The organism is Mucilaginibacter rubeus (assembly GCF_003286415.2).
GTDB classification, from domain to species: domain Bacteria; phylum Bacteroidota; class Bacteroidia; order Sphingobacteriales; family Sphingobacteriaceae; genus Mucilaginibacter; species Mucilaginibacter rubeus_A.
On sequence record NZ_CP043450.1, the window covers coordinates 6,382,816 to 6,408,720 of the forward strand.

Genomic DNA, 25,905 nt, shown 5'->3' on the forward strand with positions numbered 1-25,905 from the left:
ACTGATTGTCAATTTTTAAACTATTGTAATTTTTCATGGAAGAATCAGCTTATTTTGATAAATATAGCCCAATTGACAATGTTTGGGACGAAATGTATGGCCTTGATGCTAATGTTCGTGAGCATTATCGTAAAGTTATTGACTACATTTCAAAAGAATCGGCAGACGATCTGAATAAAAAGGAAGAACTTGCCAAACGACTTTTCATGAGCCAGGGCATTACCTTTACCGTTTACAACAGCGGCGAAGGCATTGAAAAGATCTTCCCTTTTGATATCATCCCCCGTATTATCACTGCCGACGAATGGGCATTTGTTGAGCGTGGCATTAAGCAGCGCCTTAACGCGCTTAATCTTTTCCTGAAAGATATTTACCACAATCAGTTTATTGTAAAAGACGGTATAGTACCCATTGATATCATTTATTCGTGCCCGCATTTTTTGCGTGAGATGTACCAGCTCCAGGTACCTTATGATATTTATGTGCACATTTCGGGTATCGATCTGATCCGCGATGAGGATGGTACTTTTTATGTGCTGGAAGATAACCTGCGTACCCCGTCGGGTGTAAGTTATATGCTCGAGAACAGGGAGATCACCAAGCGGTTATTTCCCGATCTGCTGCCGCAATGCAGCGTACGCAGCGTTACCGAATATCCGTCGATACTATATAAAAACCTGCTGGCCTTATCGCCACGGCAAATCCATAACCCAACTATTGTTTTACTTACGCCGGGCATTTATAATTCGGCCTATTTTGAACATACTACGCTGGCCCGTTTAATGGGTGTTGAACTGGTAGAGGGGCGCGACCTGGTAGTGAATAATCATAAGGTGTACATGAAAACCACAATCGGCCTGCAGCAGGTTGATGTGATATACCGCCGTGTGGACGATGAGTTTCTTGATCCGCTGGTGTTTAACCCGGAAAGTATGCTGGGCGTAGCGGGTTTGATGGGGGCTTATCGTAAAGGCAATGTGGCCATTGTAAACGCGACAGGTACAGGTGTGGCTGACGACAAGGCGGTTTATGCCTATGTGCCCGATATGATCCGTTATTATCTGAATGAAGAACCGATCCTCAAAAACGTACCGACCCACCAGTTGGGAAACCCCGATGAGCGCGAAATGGTGTTTAAAAACCTCAATAATATGGTGGTTAAAAAAACCAACGGCAGCGGAGGCTACGGGATGCTGATGGGCCACGCGGCAAGTGATCAGGAGATAGATGATTATAAAAAAGAGATCCTTAAAGATCCCCGTAATTTCATAGCGCAGCCAACCATTAGTCTTTCGGCAGCTCCATGTTATATGCAGGGCGAGTTAAAGCCCCGCCGGGTTGATTTAAGGCCTTACGCCCTTTATGGTCCCGATGGTATTGAAATAGTACCGGGCGGTTTAACCCGTGTGGCCTTAAAAGAAGGCTCGCTGGTGGTTAACAGCTCGCAAGGTGGTGGTAGTAAAGATACGTGGGTATTAGCCTGAGGTGAAAGAGGAAGGAATAGCGAATAAAATCCCCTCTTGAGAGGGGGCGCGAAGGACCGCGCGGTAGCAGGGGTGTGTTTCTGGGATGAGTTTATTACAACCATAAACACACCCCTACACCCCTCTCAAGAGGGGAATCGCACAAGTCCGCGTTTTTTGAATAAAGTACAAAAGTATAATTAACAAGGCCGGCGATTTTACCGCCGGCATAATCATTCCCCCTTTAGGGGGTTAGGGGGCATTATGTTAAGCAGGGTTGCAGCAAGTTTTTATTGGTTAAGCCGTTACATTGAGCGCAGCGATGGTATGCTGCGGATGCTCAAAATTAATTATGCCTCATCGCAGGATACAGTACAGGAGTTTACTTGGGAGCCTGTTATGAGGATTTTTGCAGGCCTGGATGCCGTTGAGGCCGAAAAGCTGGAAAATGACAGCCGGTCGGTTTTAAAGTATATGGTTACGGGGAAGAGCAATCCCAATTCCATACTCAACATTATCACGCTCGCGCGCGAAAATGCCCGGGGGGTACAGGAACACATCACCAAAGACCTTTGGCAATGCCTTAATGAATATTACCACACCGTAAAAGATGTGCGTTTGGAGCGCGCCCTGCACCGGGAAGATCCGATAGGCGTACTCGATGTTTTAATAAAACAGGTGATGCTTTATTACGGCACAGTTGAAATAACCATGGAGCGCGGCGAGGGCAGGGCCTTTATGAATATTGGTAAGTATTTGGAACGGGCCATCCAGTCGGTTGATATTTTGGATACCAAATTCAGTTCGATAAGTGATAACCCCGACCTGCTTACAGATACCACCTACTGGAAACACCTGTTGCTTTCCCTTGGTGGTTATGAGTTATATTTAAAAACCTACCGCGAAGGATTCGAGGCCGAAAACGTACTGGAGCAGGTTGTGCTTAATAACGACTTTCCACGCTCGGTTATCTATTCGGTAAACAATATCCAGCGTTATTTCGACAGGTTAAAAAACGACAGTAATGCAGATGATTACCGGGAGATGTCGTTCCAGATAGGCAGGCTGCAAAGCCGTATTAAATACAGTTCGGTAAAAAGCATTAAACAGGAAGGTTTGCACCTGTTTCTTACCCAGATCAGGAGCGAGCTATACGGTGTGGGTAATTCATTGAATCAGCACTATTTTGCTAATTCATAAAAACGATTTGAAAATGTGTCGATTTGAAAATTTGAAGATGTTCACTCAACGTCATTTTCAAATCAATAAATTAACCAATTAAAAAGATGCCTGAATTTAAGATCCAACACATCACCAAATACACTTATGCGGGCCCTGTTCGTGACAGCGCTAACCAGATCATTCTTTTTCCGATAAAAGATGAATACCAGGAGGTGATAAAACAAGAGCTGACCATAACCGGAAATCCAGTGGTTGATACTCATATTGATTATTATGGCAATGAGGTTGGCAGTTTTACTTATAGCGATCAGCACAACATGCTGGTGATTAATTCAAAACTGGTTGTTGTTACGCGTCAACGTCCATTGCCCGTGAACGATATTTTTCCGGAGCAGCAGTGGGAAGCCCTAAAGCGCCTGCAATACATGGTGCCTTACATTGATTTTTTAAAACAGGAATATTTTGAAGGCCTACCCGAGTTGCAGGAAATAGTTGAACAAGAGCGGCGTAAGGATGAAACTCCTTTTCAGGTCGCCCTGCGTTTTTGTGGCTGGGTGTACAATAATTTTGAATACATCAAAGGCGTAACCACAGTTGAAACCACGCTTGATGAGGTTTGGAAACTCAAAGCCGGCGTTTGCCAGGACTTTGCCCATATTTTGATGGTGATGCTTCGCCAGCTTAGAATCCCGTCGAGGTATGTAAGTGGCTATATCTGTACCCATAGCAGCGCCATGCGCGGTGAAGGGGCTACCCATGCCTGGGCCGAGGTATACGTACCCGACTACGGCTGGCTTGGCATCGACCCAACCAACAATTGCATCGCTAATGAAACCCATGTGCGTTTAGCTGTAGGTCGTAATTTTTCCGATTGCTCGCCGGTTAAAGGCGTTTACAAAGGCGCATACGGTCATAAGCTTGAAGTATCAGTTGTTGTAGATGATGCCGATACCATTGTTTTTGAAGATAAAACCCATGAAGCGCCGGCTATGCACGCGGTAACAGAGTTCCCTAAAAACAGCTATCAGCGATATATGGAGATCATTCAGCAGCAACAACAGCAGCAGCAGTAGCAGTAGCAGTTTTCAGTTGGCAGTGGCAGTTTGCAGGATGTTTTTTAAAAGATGTCATTCTTCGCCGTTGTTGGTGTTGTCACCAACAACTCTGCGCTATACAATGCATCGACAAATAGAAATGTCGTTCCTATAATAATAAAGGAAAAAAAAGTTGTTGGTGACAACACCAACAACGGCGTAGAAGCTTGATGTATAAGATTTCTCCTCACCCCCTCTCGCGTTCCTCTACCGGTTCGTCGAAATGACAAGGGGAAATTTAAATCAAGCCAATCAAGGTTCCACGCTCTGATAAAAAGCAACCAGCTTGGGGGCTACAACATGCACGTCGTGTTGTTCTTCAATCAGGCGACGGGCGTTGAGCCCTATGTTGCGGCAAAATTCCTCGTCGGTAATGCAGCGTTCAATGGCATCATAAAACTCCTGCCGGTTATTGGCAATTAGGATGTTTGAACCATTGGTGAAGTTTATGCCTTCGGCACCTAATGAGGTGGAGATGATACATTTTTCCATGGCCATACCTTCTACTATCTTGACACGCATACCTCCACTCGAAAGCAGTGGCACCACCATGATAGCTTTGCTGTTTACAAATTCCGAAGCATCGTCAACCTCGCCCTGGATAAAAATTTTACCCATTACCTCGTAATCATCAAAACTATCGGGGATGTTATGGCCGGCAACATAAAACTTTACGCGCAGGTCGCCGTCGGTAAGGTCTTTATAAAAGCTCTCAATAAACCACTCGATTCCTTCCCTATTCGGCATCCAATCCAATGAACCAAGAAAAAACAAGCTCGGAAATTCTGTTTTGTTGTAGTTGGGCTTGTAATCGGGCAGGGAAATACCAACAGGAAAAATTTCAACGGGGATAGTGGCGCCGTATGATAACAGCGTTTTTTTATCCTCATTGGTAAATACCGCTATGGCATCAAATTTATTGAGTTGTTGCAATTCGTAGTCCTTTACCTTGCGGGCCAGCAAATGCAGGTACCATTTCTTAAACAAGTCGCTTTTTTGCTGGGCGAGGCGCATCCACACCTGGTGTTCAATATTGTGCGACCGGTAAATCAACCTGGCTTTGGCATGCTTACGGACAGCGGCCAGGTAAGGCGTTACAAACAGGCCTTCAAACTGGATAACATCATATGCGGTTTGGCGTAATTCGCGCAGCAGCAGTTTTTCAAATTCGGCATCGTAATAACGGTCGACATCGTTTGATTTTTTGCTGAACAGGTTGCCTATGGCATCAAGTACAGATACGTTGATGTTGATATCGTAGGATGTGTATTGGATTTTTTGCAACAACTCATCTTCGGTAGTTTGTACGCTGCCGTGATATTTTTTTCCGTTTAAAGCTACCAGCGCAACTTCGTGCCCAAGAGCAATCAGCCCTTTAATGGTATTGCAAACCACAATGGCATAGCCGCCATTTTGCGGAAATGGTACACGATGTGTTAAAATTAGGATCTTCAAACGGTGGATTGGGTTTTTAACAAAAATACCATCCTGACGGTGGTATTCAAAACTTCATTAAAAAATACTTAACTGCGGATCGGTTACCCTGAACGTGCGGCGGTGATATGGCGTAAAACCAATTTTCATTACCGTTTGGCGATGCTTGGTTGTTGGGTAGCCTTTATTGGTATGCCATTCATACTCCGGATGTTCAGCCGCTATTTGCATCATATAATCATCCCGGTAGGTTTTAGCCAATATGGATGCAGCCGCTATGCTGAAATATTTTCCATCACCCTTGATGATGCACTCATGCGGAATACTCCGATATTTTTTAAAGCGGTTACCATCTATGATCAAAAACTGTGGTTCGAGGTGTAGTTTTTCAATGGCACGATGCATAGCCAGGAAAGAGGCATTGAGGATGTTGATCTCATCTATCTCCAGGTTATCAACAGAGGCTACAGCAAAAGCTACAGCTTTCTCCTCAATTTCGGCACGAAGCTGGTACCTCACCTCTTCGGTAAGCTGTTTGGAATCGTTCAGCAGGTGATGGTCAAAATCGGGCGGCAAAATAACAGCCGCGGCAAATACCGGCCCTGCCAAGCATCCACGTCCTGCTTCGTCGCATCCTGCTTCCAAAAATTCGTACTGGTACCTGGCTGATAACATCCTGCAAATATAATAAGTGTAATAAACGGGTTGGTGAAGTAATTAGTATTATCCGTTTTTCAACAGTAGAGGACTGCAAGGCCTAAACGGAATTGTTTTTTGTAGAGACGCATCACATGCGTTTTCTTCTATTTGGCGTTAAAAAATCTTAAGAGTAAGCAATGTAATATCGTCGATGGGCTTGCTTTTATGCACATTGCTCAGGTAATCCATCAATGCCTGGTTGAAATTATCGGGCGATAGCTCGCCGTGGGCCAGTACAAAATCGAGCAGCTTGTCCTCATTCCATATTTTGGAACTTGGCGATTCAAAATCCATGAGCCCGTCGGTATAGTTAAAGATCAGGCTGCCGGGTTCAATATCAACCTCGCCCTCGTTTAAAAAAGGCAGATCTTCAAAAACACCAATCATCGTAGTGCCCAGCTTAAGGGGGATGGCCCCTCCTTCTGAATATAATATTGTTGGATTATGCCCCGCGTTGATATAGTTAAGCCTGCGGGTTTTTTGATTATAACGCGCCAGGAACAGGGTAATAAACCGCTCGCCCTTAGTGTTGTTGAGCACTATCTTATTTAACCGGTCAACAATATTGGTCAAATCGCCATCAACGGCTGCCCAGGCATGCAGGCTGGCCTGGAAATTAGCCATCAGTAATGCCGCCGAAATTCCTTTGCCTGATACATCCGCAATGCACCATAAAAATTCATGCTCATTAAGGCGGATAAAATCAAAATAATCGCCGCCGATGTTTTGGTGCGGAAGGTATTTAGCGCCAATCTCCACACTATCGTCCTTGTGCTCGCGCATAGGGATCAGCATGTTCTGTACCTCTACCGCAAGCTCCATTTCACGCTGAAAACGTTCGGATTGTAAGCGCTCGCGGAAAAGCTTTTTGTTTTCAAGCGCCACAATGATCACGTTCATCAGTGTTTGGATGAAGTTAAGATCGTTGTTAAGCATTTCGCCCGAGGTGTTGAAATCGCCTATGAGGGCGTAGGCCAGCGCTTTACTTTTATGATATACCGGGATGAAATAGTTGTATTTTTTAAGTATGGGATCGTGATGGCCGGATATGGCAGTTGGCGCCTTAACCTTGCTTAGTTTTTTGCAGGCACGGGCAAGCACTACCGACGACTCAATATCACCGCCATATTTGGCTATGCAGGCAAATTTATTATCCTTCTCAATCAAAAAACGGAGCTTGCCTACCTGCAAATAGTTTTGCAGAATAACCTCCAGCATTTGAATGAGGATAGGAGTAGCGGTGTTTTTGTTTATCGCCCGCGTAATTTCCAATAAAGAATTTAATTCCGACTGCCGTTTGAGCAAAAGCCTGATCAATTCGTCTTCGCCGGAACCGTCGTCTATATTCAGCATATTGATATAAGTCCGCTGACTAAAATAGAAGAAATAATTTTTAAATACGAGTACTTTGTGATTTTATATCAAAGGCATCGCGCAGGCCAACGGTAACCAGGTTAAAAGCATAAACCAGCAGCATAATGGCAACTCCCGGAATTATAGCTAAAAAAGCCGAATCCATAACAATATAACCGTAATGCTCCTTGATCATGCCGCCCCAGGTTGGCGTAGGTGGTTGTGCGCCAAAGCCTAAAAAGCTAAGCCCGGCCTCCAGAAGTATAGCCGATGCGAAGTTTGATGATGCCAGTACCAGTATTGGCCCGGTGATATTGGGTAAAATATGTTTAGCTATAATGCGCTTGTTGCTAAAGCCCAGGGCCCTTGCCGCCTCAATGTATTCCACCTGCTTAAGGCCCATTACCTGCCCGCGCACCAGGCGCGCAACTTCAACCCACATGGATAGGCCAACAGCTATAAATATTTGCCAAAGCCCCTTGCCCAATGCAAATGATATAGCAATTACCAACAACAGCGCCGGTAGCGCCCACAAAATATTCATGAGCCAGCTTAACGATGCATCAACCCAGCCACCGAAGTAACCCGTAACAGCCCCAACGGTTACCCCCAGCAACATGCTGATGATAACCGACATTAAGCCTACCGCAAGCGAAATCCGGGTACCTAAGAGCAGTCTGCTCAGCATATCCCGGCCATAGCCATCAGTACCAAGCCAAAAAGTTTTAAAGCCAATGTTCTCATCCCTGATCCGGGCATCATATTTTTGATAAATAGCGGCAGAAGCGTGTACTGTTGTCACCAGGCCATTATCATTGAAAGTAACATTACCGTTTTTATAAACGGGCTTTTGTCCGGATAATACCTCAAAAATATTGTATGCTTTTTTTTCGGGTTTGTCTTCATCGCCGATGTAGCCGTTTACATAAATGGAATCTTTAACAAAACGGTAGCCGGTTATGGGGACATCTTTATAGAAGGATGGCTGGCCGTACAGCATTTTAGTAAACACATTTACGGTATCAACAGGTTCTGCTTTCCGGAGTTTCAGCATCAAGTAAGTTGATCCGGGTTTTTTGATACTGAGCTGGATGATCATGTTATTGGCCAACGGGGTATCGTCGGGCATAATGAGATAGCCCAGTATGGCAACCAGTAAGGTAAGCAGGATAAATGCCAGTCCGGCTATAGCAGTTTTATTACGCTTAAAAACACGCCAGGTGCGTTTTGCTGGTGTAATTTCGGCCAATGTGTTAATAGTTCATGTGTATTGGCTAAATATCGCTTAATTAGGTGCAATTAGCAATAAGGGGCGGTTTCTTTACATTTATATAGCTGAAAGCTTAAAGCGCAAGGCCTAAAGCTTAAGAAGTTGCTACTTTGGGCTTTTAGCTTTTAGCGTTCCGCTTTCAGCCTCAAGCTTATCTAACTACACGGCCTTTCCATGCGTATTTTTTGTTTTTTCCTAAAAAGCCAATGATCACGAAATAGAGGACGTTAAGCGGTAAAACAAAGCTTACATATAATAGCAGTTCGCGCCGTTTTAAAAAATTCATGATCGGGGTCATGTAAAATAGGTCTATCGCGTATTTAATCCCGATAGTAAACAAAAACAGTTTCAGAAAATAGATATTAAAAATCCCCAGCACAGCTGTAAACAGCAACATGAAATTGCACAGCCAAATGCTAAGCGCAAAGGCCACCATTTTTTTGTTTTTGTACTTGGTTGATTTTGATGCCCAACGACGCCTTTGCTGCATAAACTCTTTTAAGTTTGGTTTAGCATGGGTGTATACAATCGCTTCGCGACGCTTTAAAAAGCCTATCCTGCCTGGGTAGCGCTCCCCTACTTTATGCAATAAAAGTTCGTCATCGCCCGAGGCCAGGTCGTCGATGCCGGTAAAGCCTCCAACTTCATAAAATACATCTTTACGGTAGGCAAAATTTGCGCCGTTGCAGGTGGCCGCAAAGCCATGCCCTAAAAACGAACCTCCCATACATATGAGCGACGAAAAATCAAGCGTTTGCATCCGCTCAAATACCGATTGCTCCTGGAAGTAAGTTACCGGCGATGAGATCATCACCAAATCGTTTTGCTCATAAAAGCCAACTATGTTGCGTAACCACTGTTTGCCCATACGACAATCGGCATCGGTTGCCACCATCAAATCACCTGTTGAAAGTTTTATGGCTTCGGCTATAGCTTTTTTCTTGTAGGAGTTGAGCGTTTCGCCAAGGCTAAGCTTCAGCAGTTTTACTCCCTGCGGCGCATAGCTGCTTATAATGGCGGCAGTATTATCCGTCGAGTGATCATCAACAATAATGATCTCGACAAGGTGTTTGGGATAGTCCTGGGCTAAAATATCTTTAATGGTGAGGCTGATCTTTTCTTCCTCGTTACGCGCCGCGACAAGCACAGTTACTTTTGTACTGACAGCATCAGTAACAATGGGCGGCGTGGTGACCTTTGCCCAGCCTATCCGCAGATAAATCAGCAATACCACATAAAGCCCTATAGAAAACAACGAAATAATACTAATCAGCGCGGTCAAAGAATTTCAGTTTTAAAACGAATAACGATCCTAAAATAGCAGGAATAAATAAATTAATAAGCCATATTGATGATACCCCGGCTATTACGGCGATATTTTGATCTGTCACATACACAAATAAATGCGAAGCGGTAAAGCCACGAACGCCAATATCAAAAAGATCAAGCGATGGTATAGCCGACGACACCAGGAAAAACAATGTCAGCATCATCATCATGGGGCCAATATTCATATTAGGTACCAGCATCTGGAATACCAGGAAATATTGGAACGAAAAGGTGAGGTAACGGGCTATGCTGAACCCCATTATCTTTATAAGTTCATGGGTATGGTACCGCCCCATTACTTCAAAAAAACGATGGTACTTTTTGATGAACGGAACCCTGTCGAGCAAGGTTACGGCCCAATTAATATTAAAGTAAAAAATGAGCTGAATACCGACAATTATAGCACAAACGCCAGTTACGCTCCATGCCAATACCAAATTGGTATGAATGTAGGTGGCCACAAACCAGGCCATCGCTATTACCCCTAAAACATTGGTTACCGAACCCTGGCTAAATGAGCCTACGCCCATGGCAAAAATTCCCGGCACGCGTTTACGGGGAGGTAAAAACATAACCCGGCCACCATATTCGCCCAGGCGGTTAGGTGTGGTTACCGCCCATGTAAGTCCGCAAAAAACGGCTTCAACAGCTTCCCACAACGAAATATTAATAAGCGTTTTGGTTACATAACGCCACTTCAGCGCTTCTAAAAACCAGTTCAAAAACATCAATAAAACTACCAGTCCCATCACGATAACAACGTGGGTAGTACTTATTTGCGATGCAAAATGTTCAAACTGCTTTAGGTCGTTATTTTTTTTGTTGAATTGCCGGTAAATAAACCAGCCCGCAATTATTAATATACCAGCCTTAAGAAGATAAGAAACAACCTTTTTAGTAGAACCTGTCAAGTAGATAAATTTTATGCAATGTTACAAAAAAATGGGGCAAGGATTAACTTGCCCCATACAACACTACACGGTTAGTTTTGTTTACTTCAATCGTGCTTTTAAAAACGTTAATGTATTGGCATAAGCATCCTTTGTAGCCTCGCTATTGTAAATAGGATTGCTTGGATTAGCAAAGCCATGGTCGGCATCGTACTGGTGCAGGTAAACTTTTTTACCGGCGGCTTTCATGTCAGCCTCAAACTTAGCTACTACTTTTGGATTGATCCATTGATCTTTATTGGCGAAGTTGCCCAATACATCGGTGTTTAAGGTTTTTAATTTATTTATGTCCTGCTCGGGCATGCCATAGTACATTACGCAGGCTACAGCCTTTTTACCTGCAAGGAGGCTGGTTTGCAGGCTCCAGCCGCCGCCGAAGCACCAGCCAATAGTCGCAATATGTGCACCAGTACCGGCATAGGCAATAGCTCCGTTTACGATGGCGCGTGCCCTGTCGTCATTTACGGCCTGCATAAATTTGCCGGCATCTTCGCGGGTAGTGGCTACTTTGCCGTCGTACAAATCAAGGTCGATGATGTTTACGTTGCCCAGGTCGTTATATAATTTTTCTGACTCCTTTTTTACATAGTCATTAAGGCCCCACCACTCGTGGATCACCAGTAAATAATTATTAGTAGGCTTTTTGGCTTTCATAAAAAATGCCGAAGCCTGTTTGCCATCTGATGTTTTGTAGGTGATGGTCTCCCCTATGCTGCTTTGAAAGCGAAATGGCAAAGGATTTTTGTGCGACATTTTAAACTGAGGGTTTGAGGCCAGCATGGCAAACTGTTGCGTTGCCGATGGATTGCTGCAGCAAACTACTTTGCGTTGAGCAAAAGTTATGGCAGCTAAACCAATAAATAATGTTAACAGAAATAGTTTTTTCATGGGTAAAAGTTTAATGTTAGTTAAAGCCTGGGGTTTGTTTTAAAACAAATACGGCTGTATCGCGGTTTTGGTTGTCAACGGCACTGCAATTAGCCAGCATAAATTTATGATAATGTAATCTACAATTATCTAAAATTAATGCATACCTGTTTATTATTCATGGAACCTTATGAATTAAAAACACGTATATAATAATAACCAATATATTATATAATATGCCTGTCCCGCCAATTCCCGATAATGAAATGGAAAGGCTTTTTAGCCTGTCGGAATTTGATCTTGATTATGCCGAACATAAAGACAGTTTTAAAGATTTGGCCAAGCTGGCCGCCAAGGTTGCCGGCACCGAAATTTCGTTAGTAAACCTGATTGACTCCTATACTCAATGGAGTATTAGCGGCCATGGGCTCGAGATTGAACAAATGCCCCGTGAAGACTCGGTTTGCCAGTATACTATCATAAACGGCGAATATTTTGAGGTGGAAGACCTGCAAAGGGATGAGCGCTTCAAGAATAAGTTTTATGTTACGGATGAGCCGAAACTGAGGTATTATTACGGGATTCCGTTAAAAACGAGCGATGATCACAATATCGGTGCTTTATGCGTGCTCGATAAAAACGTTAAAGAGCTCTCGCCCGAAAAGGTTGAGCTTTTAAGGATCATTGCCGATGAAATAGTGAACCGGTTAAAAGACCTGAAAGTAATAGGCAAGTTAAAAAATAAGCTTTCTGAAGCTAATGAGGCACAAAAGAAGGTTGCCCATGATATCCGCGGGCCGTTAAGTGGTATTATAGGTCTGGCCCAGCTGATCAGCGAACAGGGTGAGGCAAACCAGATAGAAGAGGTTTTGGAATTTATTAACCTGATCCATAAAAGCGGGCGATCAATACTGGAGCTTGCAGATGAGATTTTAAGTGCCGATAAAAGAGATCACAAACCCATATCCAACGGATCCGATTTCAATCTGCTTGTTTTTAAGGATAAGATTGAGCGGTTGTTTATCCCGCAAGCCCGCAACAAAAACATTTTGCTTACAGTTAAAACTTCGTCCGAATCGGAACAAATTCCCATTGCGCGTAATAAACTACTGCAAATTGCCGGCAACCTGATCTCAAATGCCATAAAATTTACCCCTGCCGGTGGTACTGTTGATGTTGACCTGAGCCTTGAGGTAAATGATCACATCAGCATATTGCAGATCCTGGTTAAAGACACCGGGGTTGGCATTGACGAAAAAGGTATCGAGAAAATATTGAAAGGCAATGCCGCCTCAACAACAGGAACAACCGGCGAAGCCGGATTTGGCTTTGGACTGGCTTTGGTAAAACACCTTATTGAAACGCTTAAAGGATCGCTAAATATTTACTCAAAGCATGGCCAGGGAGCCGTATTTGAAGTAAGGCTGCCACAAAAAATACAATAATAAAAATCTAACTAAATGGAAATTTCAGGACATAGAGATTTGCGTAAGGCAAAATATCCTTAAATAAATTGTTTTCCGGAAAGGTAGATTTACAGTGCATTATCTAAATTAAAATACCGGATCAAAGGAACCCGGTATTTTAATTTAGGTTATATTTTTACCAGCTTTTGCCGCCGCCGCCACGATTGTCTCTTGAATAGCCGCCGCCACCGCCGCCGCGGTTGCCACCACCATAACCGCCACCACCACGGTTACCACCGCCGTAGCCGCCACCGCTGCTTCTGCGATCGCCGCCTGGTTTTTTCTCTTCTGCCTGGCTTACTGCAATTGACCTTCCTTTAACTTCAGAACCGTTTAGGCCGCTTATAGCTTGTTGTGCTGCCTCATCATCTGCCATTTCAATGAATCCGAACCCTTTGCTTCTTCCTGATTCCCTGTCAATAATAATTTTTACTGAGTTAACTTCACCATAAGCTTCGAAAAGCTGTTTTAAATCGGCTTCCCCTAAAGAAAAAGGAAGACTTCCTACGAATATGTTCATTAATATTTAGTTTTTAATGGGCATGCTTGTTAATTACCCACGTTTTGTTAACATCAAATATAGTAATAGATATTTGATGATTACTGCATGTTTATGTGAATGAGTGCTTTTATTTTAAAAAAAATTATTTTTTTTCAGGTTTTGAGCGCCTAATTGGCATTAGGCAACCCATTAGTACAAAGGGATATGCATTTTGTTTTAAAAACAAGGTGTTTTTGTAAAATAAATATGGAAAACACGTGCAACCATATTTTTTTAATATTAACGTAACAAAAAAATTATTTTTCGGACATAACAGGCGGCAAAAATTAAGCAACTGACGCTATTTTATAAGGCTTTCCGTTCAGTGTAAACTCATCACCTGCTTTTTTACCGTTAAGCATATTGCCTATCGGTGATGCCGGCGATACCGCGAAATAGGTTTTGCCTTGGTGCGCTAAGCTCCCCGCGCTTATGGCCAGATAAAAATTGCCGTTGTTGGTAATTATCACACTGCCAGGTTCGGCATGTGTTGATATACCGGTAGTTGGAATGCGGTTTAAGGCCACCAACAACTTGTTGGCTTCATTAAGCTGGGCCATATTGCGGTTAGTTTCCTGTTGCATCATTTCGCGCCCGGTTTCGTATTTATCGCCCGCGCTGCTTTTGGTATCATCGGTTGATGCCTTTTGCGCGTCGGCTATGGCAAGCTCGGCAGCTTCCATGATTTTGCGTACATGATTAACACATAGTTGATGTAATTCTTTCTTCAGATCGCCCATTTTCAATATCAAACAAAAAACTAAAATAGAAGAAAAGATCAATACATATGGGCAGAGAAACAGGCCGGAAAAAATAAAAGCCCCCTTGCACTCGCTGCTTGGGGGCTTTAAACCTAAACCTTATCACTATTTGCAGGTGTTAACCTACAAAGTAGGTAAACGTTACTAATAGTGATAATGGTATGTTCGACTAATCAAATCTGACAAAATAATGATATTCGCATATTATGATACAACTGTTAGTTTATATTAAAGGCCTCGCTTACAGCTTGCCTGCAAAAAACTTAAGGGTTGATACAATATGCTTTGCCCAGTACAGCCATTCATGCCCGCCCGTATTTTCTTCATAAATATGCTCTATCTTTTCCTTAATCAGCTTTTTATGCAGGTCGCGGTTGTAGTTAATGAGCAGGTCGTTGGTGCCGCAATCAAACCTCACGGGAGGCAGTTGGTCCCTATATTTTTTAAATGTTGCAAATACGTCTTCGTCGGCTATGATATCCTGCGCGTAGGTTTTCAATGGCTCTCCGGCAAAAAGTTTGATCTGTGGCAGGCTTGTTATAGATGAAAGCCCCGAAATGGCTTTAAACTTATGCCCGTATTTTGCACCTATCCTTAAAGCGCCAAATCCCCCCATAGACAAGCCTGCAATAAACAAAGGCGAATCTTGCTTTGCACCGGGAATGTTTTCCATTATTGCGGTAGGCACGTCGTCGGCTATCCATTGTTCAAAATTGAAGCCGCTATGCGGTAAATAGCCAGAGCCATCGCCCCAAAGCCCGTCTGACGGCATAGCGAGGATCATTTTTGGCAGTTCGCCTTTTTTAATGAGTTCGTTGGTTGTTAAATGAACGCCGGCACTCATGGCCCAGCTCCAGGCACTCCCGTATACGCCATGCAATAATATCACAATGGGCAGTACTTCATTTTTATTGTTCCCAGGCGGAACGTATACGCAAATATCTCCCCTGCCCTTCAGGTTTGGGGTTTTTACAGTTATAAACCGTAGATGATTGCTTTCATATTGCGGGTTGGAAATTTCTGTGGTTTTAAATGGCATGAGCTTGTTCAGTCGAACACGATAACACCTTTGGCGTTCCTGCCTTTCAGCATGTCGTCAAAAGCCTTATCAAGTTCGTTAATAGGGTATGTACGTGTAATCATTTCTTCAAGTAATAAGTGCCCGCTGGTATAGTGTTGTACTATATCCGGGAAATCAATTTGCGGGCGGCATTTGCCGTAAAGTGGATTGATGTAAATTTTATCCCACTCAAAAAGACGCATATCAATGGTAATGTCCTGTTCAATGCCGCTTACCTGCACGGCCGTACCCGCGTTGCGAACCATAGCTAACGGTGCAGCTCCTAACTCGGGGATGGCGGTACATTCAAAAGCATAATCGGCACCGCGGCCATCAGTAAGTTTTTTTACTTCCTGCGCTGCATTAAGCAGGCCGGTATCATCTTTTGAGGCCAGAACAGTGTGCGTGGCGCCAAATTTAACAGCCATTTCAAGCCGTGTTGGGTTAATATCAACAGCGATGATCTTTCCTGCGCCTGCAACCTTTGTGCCTTGTATCACATTAAGGCCCACGCCGCCGGTGCCCAACACTACGGCCGATGAGCCTTTTTTTAGTTTAGCGGCATTTATAACAGAGCCATAGCCCGTCATTACCCCGCAGCTGATAATACTTGCCGCCGGGAACGACATGCTATCGGAGGTGTTTTTTACCACTGCCGATTCTTTTACCAGGGTATATTCGGCTATAGTGCCAATGTTGAATGATCTTAAAACAGGTTCGCCGTTTAATGTTGTGCCTTCAAGTTCGGCATGGCCCGGAGTGTAGCCGTTGCCGCCGGCTGCAACCGGCGAGGCTACTTCACACAAATGCTGATTATCTTCAAGGCACTGAAAGCATTTGCCACAATGCATAGCCCAGTTCAGGATCACCTTATCGCCGGCCGATACACTGCTAACATTTTTCCCTACAGAAACCACAATGCCGGCACCTTCATGGCCTATAATAAGCTGTTTCCCCCAATTCAGGGAATCGTGATCGGTATGGCAAAGCCCTGCCGCTTTTATCTTAACCAGCACTTCATCGTCGTTGGGCTCGTTCACCACAATATCCTGTATCGAAAACCCGCCGTTGCCATTGGCAATAGCAGCCTTGCACGTTATAGCCATAATCGTGATATATATTGAGGTTGTTTCATTGGCCCCGCTAAACAATATAGATGTCATTAAAGTAGCATACCGGCGTAGCTGAAATATGCTTAACTTTTAGAACAAAAATATACTAACACTTGGTTTTAAAACTTTAGCAAATTGTCCAAAAAGTGGCTTATTTTATCCCTGTCCTTGTTTTTAGGTAATTTTGCCACTTGTTTAAAATAGCACAGGATAAAATATGCCACTTTTTCTCACTTATAGTAATTGTTAATTATCAGGGCTTTACGTTACTTTAAAAACCGATTGTAACTTTTATGAAACTAAACAGGCAATTTATCCTCAGCTATTTGTTGTTTGGGTTAATTTTCACCACAATTAGCGCAAAGCCTAAGGCTGCAGACAACGACGAAATCATTTATCATATATTTCAGCGAAGTTTTTATGACAGCAATGGCGATTATCATGGCGACCTGAATGGCATCCGGCAAAAGTTGGATTATTTGCAGGACCTCGGGGTGACCTCTATCTTGTTAACCCCGCTTTATGAATCTGCTTTTTATCATAACTATTTCGCTATCGATTTTGAAAATATCGATCCAAAGTACGGTACCCTTACCGATTATCTTAAGCTGATTAAAGAACTGCACCGCCGTGGAATGAAGTTTTATATGGATATGGAAACCCAGTATGTAACTGAGGATTCCCGCTGGTGGAAGGAAGCTTTCGGCAATCCAAAATCGCCATATAGCGACTATATTTTATGGGATGATAAGGATAATCAAAAGCCATCGACCATAGTATATAACCTCACCGCATTGAAAGGCTACGACGGCATAACGCGCAAAATAACCACGGCTAATCTCAATAGCGAGGCATCAAAGGCGTATAATCTTAAATTGTTCAGCTACTGGATTGATCCTAATGGCGACGGCAAATTTGATGATGGTGTAGATGGTTTCCGGCTTGATCATATGATGGACGATCTGGATAATAAAGGTCGGCTCCCCCACCTGTTTGATACGTTTTGGAACCCGATGTTAGCTCAATTAAGGGCCATCAACCCTAAAATAAAAATAGTTGCCGAGCAAGCCAATTGGTTTAGCCTGGGTAACGAATACCTGGAACATGGCGGCGTTGACCGGGTGTTTGGGCTGAGGTTGTGCTTCGCTATCCGGTCGTTTGATAAGAAGTTGCTTTTAGCCAATGCCGATTCAACGCTGGCTATGCTGCCGCCTGGAAAACAGCAGGTGGTTTTTATCGAAAATCATGACGTTCCCCGCTTTAGCTATGCAGTGAAGGGAGATTTGGCAAAGATGAAGGTGGGCTGTGCTTTTAACCTGCTGATGGGCGGCATCCCGGCCATTTACTATGGGCAGGAATTAGGCATGACGGGTACTCCGGCAAATTTTGGCGCTACCGATGCCAATGAAATTCCCGACAGGCAAGCCTTTGAATGGTATAAAAGTGATACCGGCAGAGGCATGGCGCTATGGTATAAGCAAACAGGCCCATGGAAAGATCAATTCAATGGCGATAAACCTAACGATGGTATCTCTTTAGAGGAAGAACAGCAGGATCCTAATTCATTATGGCATTACTACAAAAAGATGATCGCCATTCATAAAGCGAACTCAGCCTTTGTTGATGGCAGCTACAAAACCATCGGTAATGATAACGACCATGTTTTTACTTTTATGAGAAAAGGTGCCGGGCAAACGATATTGGTGGCCATAAATCTGTCGGATAAAGAAACCGGGGCAAGCGTTGATGCCGGTGGGAACCCGGTTAGTATTATTGGCGATGTTAGACCGGTGCTGAAAGAGGGAAAACTGGCGGTTACTTTGCCTGCTTTTGGCGTTGCGGCCTGGGAGCTAAAATAAAATGGGGCTTCAAGCCCCATTTTATTTGTTTATTCATGTCATTGCGAGCGAAGCGTGGCAATCGCACGGAAGCGTAGCCGCCCTGTATGGCATGCGGTTGCTTCGTCGTTCCTCCTCGCAATGACATTATTGAAACGAGTGGTGGCCTACATCGAAGCCGATGCTTTCACGTTTTCCATGCCGTAATGTTTCAGGATATCCTCAGGAACACCTGTCCATTTGCCGGGTTGGTTACCTGCATAACCAATATCTTTTACGCCAATTTCGCTGGTGAAAAAGCCAGATGCGGTAAGGTCACGCATGCGGTTGAAGAAAGCTACGCCCTGGGCCATTTCTGGCTTAGCTTTAGCTGGGTAAGCGATCATATCAACCAATTGAATCTGCTGATCTTTGGTGCAGTCGGTAAATGGCTTGCCGAAGCGGTTAAGGCACTGCAAGTCCAGCCAGCGTAAGCCGCCGCGCATTGGTGTTTGATGATCCGGAATATCTTTTACGATAAACTCGATGAAATCGGGCACTTTAGCATCAGAGGCACTGCCCGATTTATCATCTTTAGGGATAATAATATCGGCAAGTACGGTGATGGTAGCCATTTCTGCGGCGGTAAAGAATTTATCGGCGTGCAGTTTTTTGTCACGCTCAACCTCAAACGGCTGGCGACCGGTTTCGTCACCCGCTGCAGCGGTGGTTGTTTCTTCAGCGCCTTTTTTGGTATCGGTTTTACAGGCCTCCAGTAATAATCCTGCCGAAAGTGTGGTAAAGCCTAATGCTTTAAGGGAATCACGTCTGTTCATGATATTTTATGGATGTGCTTGTTAAACGTTTAGTTTTTTTCTTTCCTGAATAATGTATTCTGCAGTACGCATTGATAACGCAAGGATTGTCCATGTAGCGTTTTTATCGCCCTGTTGAACAAAAGGAGCTGCATCAACTACAAACAGGTTTTTACAATCATGCGCCTGGCACCATTTGTTAAGGGCCGATTTTTTAGGATCGTTACCCATACGGATAGTACCAACTTCGTGGATGATCTTACCTGGGGCTTCCAAACCGTAATTGGTTTCCGGGCCTTGCGGCGGACCGTAAATGGCTCCACCCATATTATGCATAATCTCCTGGAAGGTTTCCTGCATGTGCTTGGCCTGTTTAATTTCTTCAGGAGCCCATTTATAATGGAAACGCAATACCGGGATACCGTATTTATCAACCACGTTAGGATCAATTTCGCAATAGTTATCATAACGGGCAATGGCAGTACCACGACCGGCCATGCCAAACTGGGTACCATAAAAACGACGATAATCGTCTTTCAATGATGCACCATAACCACCGCCATCTTTCATTTTACCATCGCGACCGGGCACTACACCGTTCATATTTTGGATACCGCCGCTGAAACCGTATGATGGCATGTGTAAACCACCGCCGTATTCAATATGGTAACCACGAGGGAAGTCCAGTTTTTTATTATCCAGCCACCATGGCGAGTAGATATGCACACTACCAACACCATCTTCGTTGTAACGTTTACGGTCTACCAGTTGCGGAAGGAAACCGCCCGCACTTGAACCGGTTGAGTCATGCAGGTAACGGCCAACAACACCGCTGCTGTTAGCTAAACCGCCCGGATGCTGAGCCGATTTTGAGTTAAGCAGGATCCTGGCAGATTCGCCCGCGCTTGCACCGAGGATAACCGTTTTGGCGTTAACCTGGTATTCCTGCAAATCTTCTTTATTAATGTATGATACACCAACAGCCAAACCTTCGGCATTGGTTATCACCTCGCGCACCATGGCATTGGTGATCACTTTTAAGTTACCGGTTTTAATAGCCGGGATAACAAGGCAAGAAGAAGCCGAGAAATCGCCATAAACCTTACAACTGCGACCGCACTGACCGCAGAAGAAACAGGCGCCACGATCTTTATTGCCCGGTAAAGCTTCTGTTAAAACCGAACCACGGCCCGGAATAATTTTAACACCTGCTTTTTGAGCACCCTGTACAATGTACAGCTCATTAAGTCTTGGTTTTGGCGGAGGTAAGAAGATACCATCCGGCTCGTTTTCCAAACCTTCTTTGGTACCGTAAACACCAATCATGCGGTCAACCTTATCATAATAAGGTTTTACATCGTCATAGGTGATTGGCCAATCGTCGGTAAGGCCATCTTTGGCCTGAAAATCGCGCGGGCCCATCCTTAATGAGATACGGCCCCAGTGATTGGTACGACCGCCCAGCATACGCGAGCGGAACCAGAAAAACTCGGTTTTATCTTTAGTGGTGTAAGGCTCACCATCAATTTGCCAGCCGCCAAAGGCCGCGTCAAAATCGCCAAACGGACGGGTTGTTCCCGCGCCGCGGCGTGGTGATTCCCATGGCCATTTTAATTGTTGTGAATCTTTAGCAGGGTCAAAGTAGGCACCGGCCTCAAGCATTAAAACTTTTATACCGGCATTGGCCAAAACGTAACCGGCCATACCCCCACCGGCACCCGAACCAACAATCACCACGTCATAGGTGGCTGATGATTTTTTAATTTGCAGATCGCTCATATTATATCAAAGTATCCTTCTATTCTTATATGGAGAGGAAATTACACATGCCTGGGCATGTTAAACACAATTTAAGTTAAGGTATAAATATATGAACAGGGCGCTATAAACGTGCCCTGTTCATGAAAAATATTAAAGCTCTTTAAGTTTAATGTTACGGTAGCTAACCAGGTGACCATGATCCTGTAAAGCGATGTGGCCTTTAGGATATTGAGCAAAACCTTTCCAGTTTTTGAATTTGCTGTCAGCCAATACTTTGTTCCATTCGTCGCTGCCAATTTTTACATCAACAATCTGGGTGCCGTTAAGCCAAAAAGTAATCTGGCCATCTTTTTTGCGCAGCTTTACTTTGTTCCATTCGCCGGCAGGTTTGCATACATCTTTTGATGGGGCAATCATATCGTATAATGAGCCTGCAAGGTGGTTTGCTTTTTTGTTGTCTTCGGCCTCTTTGTTATCCAATACCTGCATTTCCATACCGGTTAGGTAGGTTGCGCCAAATTGAGGGTCTTCATGCACGCCGAAAATGATACCGCTGTTACCTTCTTTGCTGATGTTCCACTCTAAGGTAAGTTCGTAGTTTTCGTATTCGCCGTCGGTAACCAGGTCGCCATGGCCTTCTGCTGCTTTAGGATCGAGTTGTAAAGCACCGTCAACAACTTTCCAGCCTACTACCTCTTTTTTTAAGTAGGTGTGCCAGCCCTTGGTGGTTTTCCCGTCGAAAAGTTTGGTCTGCGCCGATACCGACAGGCAAAAGGCTGGGATGGCCATAAGGCCAAGCATGATCTTTTTCATAAGTTATAATTGTTTTTTATAGTATCGGAACCGCCATGTAAATAGCTTTGGTTGGTTGAAGCGGCTCCTGTTGGTTTCATAGTATTTGCTCTGTACAAGGTATGTGACTTAAAAAGTTTAAAACTGTTTAAGAACTATATTTTGATAAAACGTTTTAATTACAAATTAAGCGAACATTTTTTAGGTTGCGATAAATATATTGGCTTTTTTTTAATGCTAAAACGATTATCGCAAAAATAAAGTATAAGCCGGCGAAAACAGAGGTAAAAGCTTGGTTACAATTTCCGTTTAGTCATATAAACCGCCAACAAACGTGTATAATTTCCGGCTAATGTCATAAGAAACAAACTGCAGATACATTTACTTAGGCCTGACATATTCCTGATTGTACAAAAACTTATAATAAGTAATATTGCGCCGTTATTCTTAACCGTATGTTAACACATAGGGTTAACCATAAGCAGCTATAACCCAGGCATTATCGGTAAAACAATACTTACTACATTGATCAATTTTTATTTTATAAAACCGGATTTTAAGAAGTCCGCTTTAACACTCCGTTCTAATTTCACGTTTGCGTTAAAAGCAATTTGTGCGCTGCTCATTTTTATCGCAATTGATAACTCAAAGGCCGTTGCCGGCATTAACACCCCTGCCCCGGCAGACTCATTGGCCGATAGCACGCTGATGAAAAAGCGCTTGATTAACCAGGCTTTCGATCATATTTATGAGCAAAACCTGCGTGTATCCGAAGGTGGCAACGATTACTTTAACAAAATAAAAACACAGCTCACTGCCGATCTGGCACCGAACTTCGTTTTATTCAGTACGCCAAAATCACGTTTCTTCTTTGTGTTTACGGCAAGGGTGAAGATCCGTTTGCTGGCCTCGCAAGGTGCACCGGTAAAATCGCCAAGCTTTATGCCGGGCGCTACCCTGTATTTCAGGGTGAACGAGGATACCTACAATCCAAAATTCTTCTCATTCGGATACTCGCACCACTCTAACGGGGTACGCGGCCCGTCGCTTAACCCTGATGGCAGCTTTAATCGCGATAGCGGAAAGTTCACCACCAACTTTTATACTTTAACTTATTACAGTGGTAAGCGCTTCGATAAAAAAGACCTGATCATTAACCGTTATGATAACCTGGGCTTAGAGGTTCACGCCGGTTTGTTTAACCTGGGCTTGTCTGAAGGATTGAAAGATCATTACGGCTTTATCCGCATTAACGGCAGCCGTATGTACAACTTTGCCAAGGCCTATGAAGATCCGACAGATAAAAGCAAAAAGATCTATCAAAACTGGCAGCGGATCCGGTTCGACTTTACATATATTGCCGATAAGTATGATAACTACTCGAGTTTTGATTTCAAGAAACGTTTAAACGTGAGCCTGAAATATTACTACCAGTTTCCGTTTATGCCCGATGCTGCCCTTATGATTGGCGGCGGCTATCGTGGTCAGGATGATTATAACCAGTTTTTTGAAGATAGCTATGGTTATGTTACCATTGGCTTTGCAAGTAGCTTGACTTTTAACGCGCATAAGCGGTAGTATTATCGCTCATCATTGAATAGGATTACAAAAAAAGAGGGTTCGTTTTCGAACCCTCTTTTTTTGTTTTAAATCGTCGCCGCTGCTCGGTTCCAGCTTACAAGTGTTGGAAAGAGTAAAGTTATCTGGAAAAACAAATCACAACCATGTCGTTGCGAGCGCAGCGTGGCAATCTCGTAGCCAATGCATGGCCGATCTGCATAGCTACGAGATTGCTTCGTCGTCCCTCCTCGCAATGACATAACTTTTTAATTGCTGCCGCAAGCCTGTGGCTTGTGGCCCGCAGGTCAGGTAACACATTACGCAACCCCGCTCATCCCAACACGCATAACCCGCTTTTTTGTACATTTGCGGCATGGCATCCATTAAACCATCTGTACCCAAAGGCACCCGCGATTTTTCACCGGCCGAAATGGTGAAACGCAACTATATTTTTGATACTATTAAATCTGTTTTTCGCAAATACGGCTATCAGCAGATAGAAACACCGACCATGGAAAATTCATCAACCTTAATGGGGAAATATGGTGAAGAGGGTGATAAACTGATATTTAAAGTGCTTAACAGTGGTGATTATCTTGCCAAAGTTGATGAGCAAAAACTTATTGAGCGTAACTCAAATTCTGTTGCGGTTGCTATTTCTGAAAAAGCCCTGCGCTACGACCTTACCGTGCCCTTCGCACGTTATGTAGTGCAGCACCAAAATGAGATCACCTTTCCGTTTAAACGTTTCCAGGTGCAGCCGGTTTGGCGTGCCGACAGGCCTCAGCGCGGCCGTTACCGCGAGTTTTATCAGTGCGATGCGGATGTGGTTGGTTCCGATTCATTATTGAACGAGGCGGAGTTTATTATGATCTATGACGAGGCTTTAACCAATCTTGGCCTTAAAGATTTTAGCATTAAGATTAATAATAGAAAAATACTATCCGGAATTGCGCAGGTTATAGACAAAGCTGATAATATTATTGATTTGACCGTAGCTATTGACAAGCTGGACAAGATAGGCCTTGATGGTGTGATTAAGGAGCTGCTTGAAAAAGGCTTTACGGATGCGGATGTCGATAAATTGAAACCTGTAATCCTACTTGAAGGTAATAATACTGAAAAGCTGGCAAGTCTTAGGGAGGCATTAGCTCAATCAGAGATCGGCTTAAAAGGCTGTGACGAAATAGAAACTGTTTTTGGCTATATAGAGCGTTGCCCGCTGCAAACTGCCAAGCTTGAATTAGATATTACGCTTGCCCGTGGTTTGAACTATTATACCGGCGCTATCTTTGAGGTGAAAACTAACGAAGTGAATATGGGCAGCATCGGCGGTGGCGGTCGTTATGATGATCTTACAGGTATGTTTGGTTTAAAAGGACTTACAGGTGCGGGAATTTCCTTTGGTGCCGACAGGATTTATGATGTACTGGAGGAGCTTAACCTGTTCCCTGCGGGCAGCAACCAAATTACCCGGGTGCTTATATGTAATTTCGATGAAGAAGGTGAACTTTATAGTCTGCCTCTATTACAGGCGCTTCGCCGCAATAATATCAACACCGAGCTTTATCCGGCGGGCGCGAAAATCAAAAAGCAAATGGAATATGCCAACAACAAAAACATCCCTTATGTGGTAGTTGTCGGCGGCGATGAAATGCAAACCGGCTTATTGACATTCAAAGATATGACCAGCGGTGTACAGGAAAAATTAACCGCGGATGAGATTGTGGCGAAACTGAACCGGGATTTGGGGGGATTAGAGGATTAACCGGGATTTTCCTTGACTCGATTTCTCCATCACGTCATTGCGAGGCACGAAGCAATCCCTAACTGTACAGCGTGACTTGCATAGCTGCTCTGCAAATCGGGGATTGCTTCGTGCCTCGCAATGACGGTTTGAAATGGTAAAAAAACAAAAGAGGTTTCATTAACGAAACCTCTTTTTGTTTTAAGAGCTTATTCCTCCCCTTTAGGGGCCGGGGGGCTAACCTTTCACGCGCTCAACGTAAGCGCCGGTAGCAGTATCTACCTTAACCTTATCGCCAATATTGATGAACAATGGTACACGGATCTCCGCGCCGGTTTCAACTGTAGCGTTTTTCATGGCACCGCTTGAAGTATCGCCTTTAACGGCTGGTTCTGTATAAGTAATTTCCAATTCCGCAGAACCTGGGATTGAACCCATGATAGGCTCTTCGCTTTCAAAGGCAACAATTACGTTCATTCCTTCTTTTAAAAATTTAACTGCCGGGCCAAATAATGCTTTTGGCACGTTATGCTGATCGTAGGTAACGTTGTCCATTACTACTAATGAATCACCTTCGTCATATAAATACTGATAATCGTTGGTTTCAACGCGGGCTATGTCAACCTCTTCATCTGTACGGAAACGGTATTCAACCAATTTACCTGATTTAACGTTGCGCATACGGGCCTGATAAAACGCGCGTAAGTTGCCCGGGGTACGGTGTAAAAACTCTTCTACCTGAACTAATTCGCCATTGAAGCGAAGTACATTTCCATTTTTAACATCTGATGCCTTAGCCATAAAATAATATTGAGGCGCAAACTTAGGAATT

General features: G+C 43.9%; 22 protein-coding genes. 7 read left to right on the forward strand and 15 right to left on the reverse strand.

Annotated elements, in window-relative coordinates; translation table 11 throughout:
- Nucleotides 1–35: 35 nt before the first annotated feature.
- The 3 genes from DEO27_RS25695 (at nucleotide 36) to DEO27_RS25705 (ending at nucleotide 3,718) form a co-directional block, all read left to right on the forward strand.
- Nucleotides 36–1,484 carry a circularly permuted type 2 ATP-grasp protein gene (locus DEO27_RS25695; RefSeq protein WP_112572820.1) on the forward strand — a complete coding sequence of 483 codons (1,449 nt, stop codon included), beginning with the start codon at nucleotides 36–38 and terminating at the stop codon, nucleotides 1,482–1,484.
- A gap of 243 nt (nucleotides 1,485–1,727) precedes the next feature.
- Nucleotides 1,728–2,663, forward strand: a complete 936-nt coding sequence (locus tag DEO27_RS25700) for an alpha-E domain-containing protein (protein WP_112572818.1) — start codon at nucleotides 1,728–1,730, stop codon at nucleotides 2,661–2,663.
- An 86-nt stretch (nucleotides 2,664–2,749) separates the two neighbouring features.
- A complete protein-coding gene (locus tag DEO27_RS25705) occupies nucleotides 2,750–3,718 on the forward strand; it encodes a transglutaminase domain-containing protein (RefSeq protein ID WP_112572816.1) in 969 nt (322 codons plus the stop codon).
- A gap of 273 nt (nucleotides 3,719–3,991) precedes the next feature.
- Here DEO27_RS25705 and DEO27_RS25710 read toward each other — a convergent pair whose 3' ends face one another.
- The 7 genes from DEO27_RS25710 to DEO27_RS25740 all read right to left on the reverse strand — a co-directional run bounded on the left by DEO27_RS25710 (nucleotide 3,992) and on the right by DEO27_RS25740 (nucleotide 11,662).
- Nucleotides 3,992–5,194, reverse strand: coding sequence for a glycosyltransferase family 4 protein (locus tag DEO27_RS25710; RefSeq protein ID WP_112572814.1), 1,203 nt, complete (start codon nucleotides 5,192–5,194; stop codon nucleotides 3,992–3,994).
- A gap of 57 nt (nucleotides 5,195–5,251) precedes the next feature.
- Entirely contained in the window at nucleotides 5,252–5,848 is a 597-nt protein-coding gene (locus tag DEO27_RS25715; protein WP_112572812.1) for a ribonuclease HII, read from the reverse strand.
- Between the two features lie 138 nt (nucleotides 5,849–5,986).
- On the reverse strand, nucleotides 5,987–7,225 hold the full coding sequence (locus DEO27_RS25720; RefSeq protein WP_112572810.1) for a PP2C family protein-serine/threonine phosphatase: 1,239 nt from the start codon (nucleotides 7,223–7,225) through the stop codon (nucleotides 5,987–5,989).
- Between the two features lie 40 nt (nucleotides 7,226–7,265).
- A complete protein-coding gene (locus tag DEO27_RS25725) occupies nucleotides 7,266–8,474 on the reverse strand; it encodes an ABC transporter permease (protein ID WP_112572808.1) in 1,209 nt (402 codons plus the stop codon).
- Between the two features lie 172 nt (nucleotides 8,475–8,646).
- The gene (locus tag DEO27_RS25730; RefSeq protein ID WP_112572806.1) at nucleotides 8,647–9,777 is read right to left on the reverse strand and encodes a glycosyltransferase; all 1,131 of its coding nucleotides are present in this window, start codon (nucleotides 9,775–9,777) and stop codon (nucleotides 8,647–8,649) included.
- Nucleotides 9,761–10,735, reverse strand: coding sequence for a lysylphosphatidylglycerol synthase domain-containing protein (locus tag DEO27_RS25735; RefSeq protein WP_112572804.1), 975 nt, complete (start codon nucleotides 10,733–10,735; stop codon nucleotides 9,761–9,763). Before DEO27_RS25735 ends, DEO27_RS25730 begins: the two co-directional genes overlap by 17 nt.
- Nucleotides 10,736–10,816: 81 nt before the next feature.
- Nucleotides 10,817–11,662 carry a dienelactone hydrolase family protein gene (locus tag DEO27_RS25740; RefSeq protein WP_112572802.1) on the reverse strand — a complete coding sequence of 282 codons (846 nt, stop codon included), beginning with the start codon at nucleotides 11,660–11,662 and terminating at the stop codon, nucleotides 10,817–10,819.
- Between the two features lie 215 nt (nucleotides 11,663–11,877).
- Between DEO27_RS25740 and DEO27_RS25745 the strand changes: the two genes are divergently transcribed.
- Nucleotides 11,878–13,086 carry a GAF domain-containing sensor histidine kinase gene (locus DEO27_RS25745; RefSeq protein WP_112572800.1) on the forward strand — a complete coding sequence of 403 codons (1,209 nt, stop codon included), beginning with the start codon at nucleotides 11,878–11,880 and terminating at the stop codon, nucleotides 13,084–13,086.
- A 157-nt stretch (nucleotides 13,087–13,243) separates the two neighbouring features.
- On the opposite strand, the gene DEO27_RS25750 is transcribed toward DEO27_RS25745, so the two are convergent.
- The 4 genes from DEO27_RS25750 to DEO27_RS25765 all read right to left on the reverse strand — a co-directional run bounded on the left by DEO27_RS25750 (nucleotide 13,244) and on the right by DEO27_RS25765 (nucleotide 16,575).
- A complete protein-coding gene (locus DEO27_RS25750) occupies nucleotides 13,244–13,627 on the reverse strand; it encodes an RNA recognition motif domain-containing protein (RefSeq protein ID WP_112572798.1) in 384 nt (127 codons plus the stop codon).
- 308 nt (nucleotides 13,628–13,935) lie between these two features.
- On the reverse strand, nucleotides 13,936–14,388 hold the full coding sequence (locus tag DEO27_RS25755; RefSeq protein WP_112572796.1) for a 3-oxoacyl-ACP synthase: 453 nt from the start codon (nucleotides 14,386–14,388) through the stop codon (nucleotides 13,936–13,938).
- Nucleotides 14,389–14,650: 262 nt separating this feature from the next.
- Nucleotides 14,651–15,448, reverse strand: coding sequence for an alpha/beta hydrolase (locus DEO27_RS25760; RefSeq protein ID WP_112572794.1), 798 nt, complete (start codon nucleotides 15,446–15,448; stop codon nucleotides 14,651–14,653).
- Nucleotides 15,449–15,456: 8 nt separating this feature from the next.
- The gene (locus DEO27_RS25765; protein WP_112572844.1) at nucleotides 15,457–16,575 is read right to left on the reverse strand and encodes a Zn-dependent alcohol dehydrogenase; all 1,119 of its coding nucleotides are present in this window, start codon (nucleotides 16,573–16,575) and stop codon (nucleotides 15,457–15,459) included.
- Nucleotides 16,576–16,874: 299 nt separating this feature from the next.
- Between DEO27_RS25765 and DEO27_RS25770 the strand changes: the two genes are divergently transcribed.
- Nucleotides 16,875–18,440, forward strand: a complete 1,566-nt coding sequence (locus tag DEO27_RS25770) for an alpha-amylase family glycosyl hydrolase (RefSeq protein WP_112572792.1) — start codon at nucleotides 16,875–16,877, stop codon at nucleotides 18,438–18,440.
- A gap of 146 nt (nucleotides 18,441–18,586) precedes the next feature.
- On the opposite strand, the gene DEO27_RS25775 is transcribed toward DEO27_RS25770, so the two are convergent.
- The 3 genes from DEO27_RS25775 to DEO27_RS25785 form a co-directional block, all read right to left on the reverse strand.
- Nucleotides 18,587–19,234 (reverse strand): gluconate 2-dehydrogenase subunit 3 family protein, encoded by a 648-nt coding sequence (locus DEO27_RS25775; protein WP_112572790.1) that lies wholly within the window; start codon nucleotides 19,232–19,234, stop codon nucleotides 18,587–18,589.
- A 21-nt stretch (nucleotides 19,235–19,255) separates the two neighbouring features.
- Nucleotides 19,256–20,992: a GMC family oxidoreductase gene (locus DEO27_RS25780; RefSeq protein WP_112572788.1), complete on the reverse strand. Its 1,737-nt coding sequence runs from the start codon at nucleotides 20,990–20,992 to the stop codon at nucleotides 19,256–19,258.
- Between the two features lie 132 nt (nucleotides 20,993–21,124).
- Nucleotides 21,125–21,787 carry a DUF1080 domain-containing protein gene (locus DEO27_RS25785; RefSeq protein WP_223818054.1) on the reverse strand — a complete coding sequence of 221 codons (663 nt, stop codon included), beginning with the start codon at nucleotides 21,785–21,787 and terminating at the stop codon, nucleotides 21,125–21,127.
- Between the two features lie 504 nt (nucleotides 21,788–22,291).
- Here DEO27_RS25785 and DEO27_RS25790 point away from each other — a divergent pair.
- Nucleotides 22,292–23,344 carry a hypothetical protein gene (locus DEO27_RS25790; protein WP_112572785.1) on the forward strand — a complete coding sequence of 351 codons (1,053 nt, stop codon included), beginning with the start codon at nucleotides 22,292–22,294 and terminating at the stop codon, nucleotides 23,342–23,344.
- Between the two features lie 355 nt (nucleotides 23,345–23,699).
- Nucleotides 23,700–25,094 carry a histidine--tRNA ligase gene (gene hisS / locus DEO27_RS25795; RefSeq protein ID WP_112572783.1) on the forward strand — a complete coding sequence of 465 codons (1,395 nt, stop codon included), beginning with the start codon at nucleotides 23,700–23,702 and terminating at the stop codon, nucleotides 25,092–25,094.
- A 216-nt stretch (nucleotides 25,095–25,310) separates the two neighbouring features.
- On the opposite strand, the gene efp is transcribed toward hisS, so the two are convergent.
- Nucleotides 25,311–25,874: an elongation factor P gene (gene efp, locus DEO27_RS25800; protein WP_112572781.1), complete on the reverse strand. Its 564-nt coding sequence runs from the start codon at nucleotides 25,872–25,874 to the stop codon at nucleotides 25,311–25,313.
- Nucleotides 25,875–25,905: the final 31 nt, after the last annotated feature.

What these genes read in the sequence shown, in the direction of transcription:
- DEO27_RS25695 (WP_112572820.1), top strand. Translation starts at nt 36, where the DNA reads ATGGAAGAATCAGCTTATTTTGATAAATATAGCCCAATTGACAATGTT.
- DEO27_RS25700 (WP_112572818.1), top strand. Translation starts at nt 1,728, where the DNA reads ATGTTAAGCAGGGTTGCAGCAAGTTTTTATTGGTTAAGCCGTTACATT.
- DEO27_RS25705 (WP_112572816.1), top strand. Translation starts at nt 2,750, where the DNA reads ATGCCTGAATTTAAGATCCAACACATCACCAAATACACTTATGCGGGC.
- DEO27_RS25715 (WP_112572812.1), bottom strand. Translation starts at nt 5,848, where the DNA reads ATGTTATCAGCCAGGTACCAGTACGAATTTTTGGAAGCAGGATGCGAC.
- DEO27_RS25720 (WP_112572810.1), bottom strand. Translation starts at nt 7,225, where the DNA reads ATGCTGAATATAGACGACGGTTCCGGCGAAGACGAATTGATCAGGCTT.
- DEO27_RS25740 (WP_112572802.1), bottom strand. Translation starts at nt 11,662, where the DNA reads ATGAAAAAACTATTTCTGTTAACATTATTTATTGGTTTAGCTGCCATA.
- DEO27_RS25745 (WP_112572800.1), top strand. Translation starts at nt 11,878, where the DNA reads ATGCCTGTCCCGCCAATTCCCGATAATGAAATGGAAAGGCTTTTTAGC.
- DEO27_RS25750 (WP_112572798.1), bottom strand. Translation starts at nt 13,627, where the DNA reads ATGAACATATTCGTAGGAAGTCTTCCTTTTTCTTTAGGGGAAGCCGAT.
- DEO27_RS25755 (WP_112572796.1), bottom strand. Translation starts at nt 14,388, where the DNA reads ATGGGCGATCTGAAGAAAGAATTACATCAACTATGTGTTAATCATGTA.
- DEO27_RS25760 (WP_112572794.1), bottom strand. Translation starts at nt 15,448, where the DNA reads ATGCCATTTAAAACCACAGAAATTTCCAACCCGCAATATGAAAGCAAT.
- DEO27_RS25765 (WP_112572844.1), bottom strand. Translation starts at nt 16,575, where the DNA reads ATGGCTATAACGTGCAAGGCTGCTATTGCCAATGGCAACGGCGGGTTT.
- DEO27_RS25770 (WP_112572792.1), top strand. Translation starts at nt 16,875, where the DNA reads ATGAAACTAAACAGGCAATTTATCCTCAGCTATTTGTTGTTTGGGTTA.
- DEO27_RS25775 (WP_112572790.1), bottom strand. Translation starts at nt 19,234, where the DNA reads ATGAACAGACGTGATTCCCTTAAAGCATTAGGCTTTACCACACTTTCG.
- DEO27_RS25780 (WP_112572788.1), bottom strand. Translation starts at nt 20,992, where the DNA reads ATGAGCGATCTGCAAATTAAAAAATCATCAGCCACCTATGACGTGGTG.
- DEO27_RS25785 (WP_223818054.1), bottom strand. Translation starts at nt 21,787, where the DNA reads ATGAAAAAGATCATGCTTGGCCTTATGGCCATCCCAGCCTTTTGCCTG.
- hisS (WP_112572783.1), top strand. Translation starts at nt 23,700, where the DNA reads ATGGCATCCATTAAACCATCTGTACCCAAAGGCACCCGCGATTTTTCA.
- efp (WP_112572781.1), bottom strand. Translation starts at nt 25,874, where the DNA reads ATGGCTAAGGCATCAGATGTTAAAAATGGAAATGTACTTCGCTTCAAT.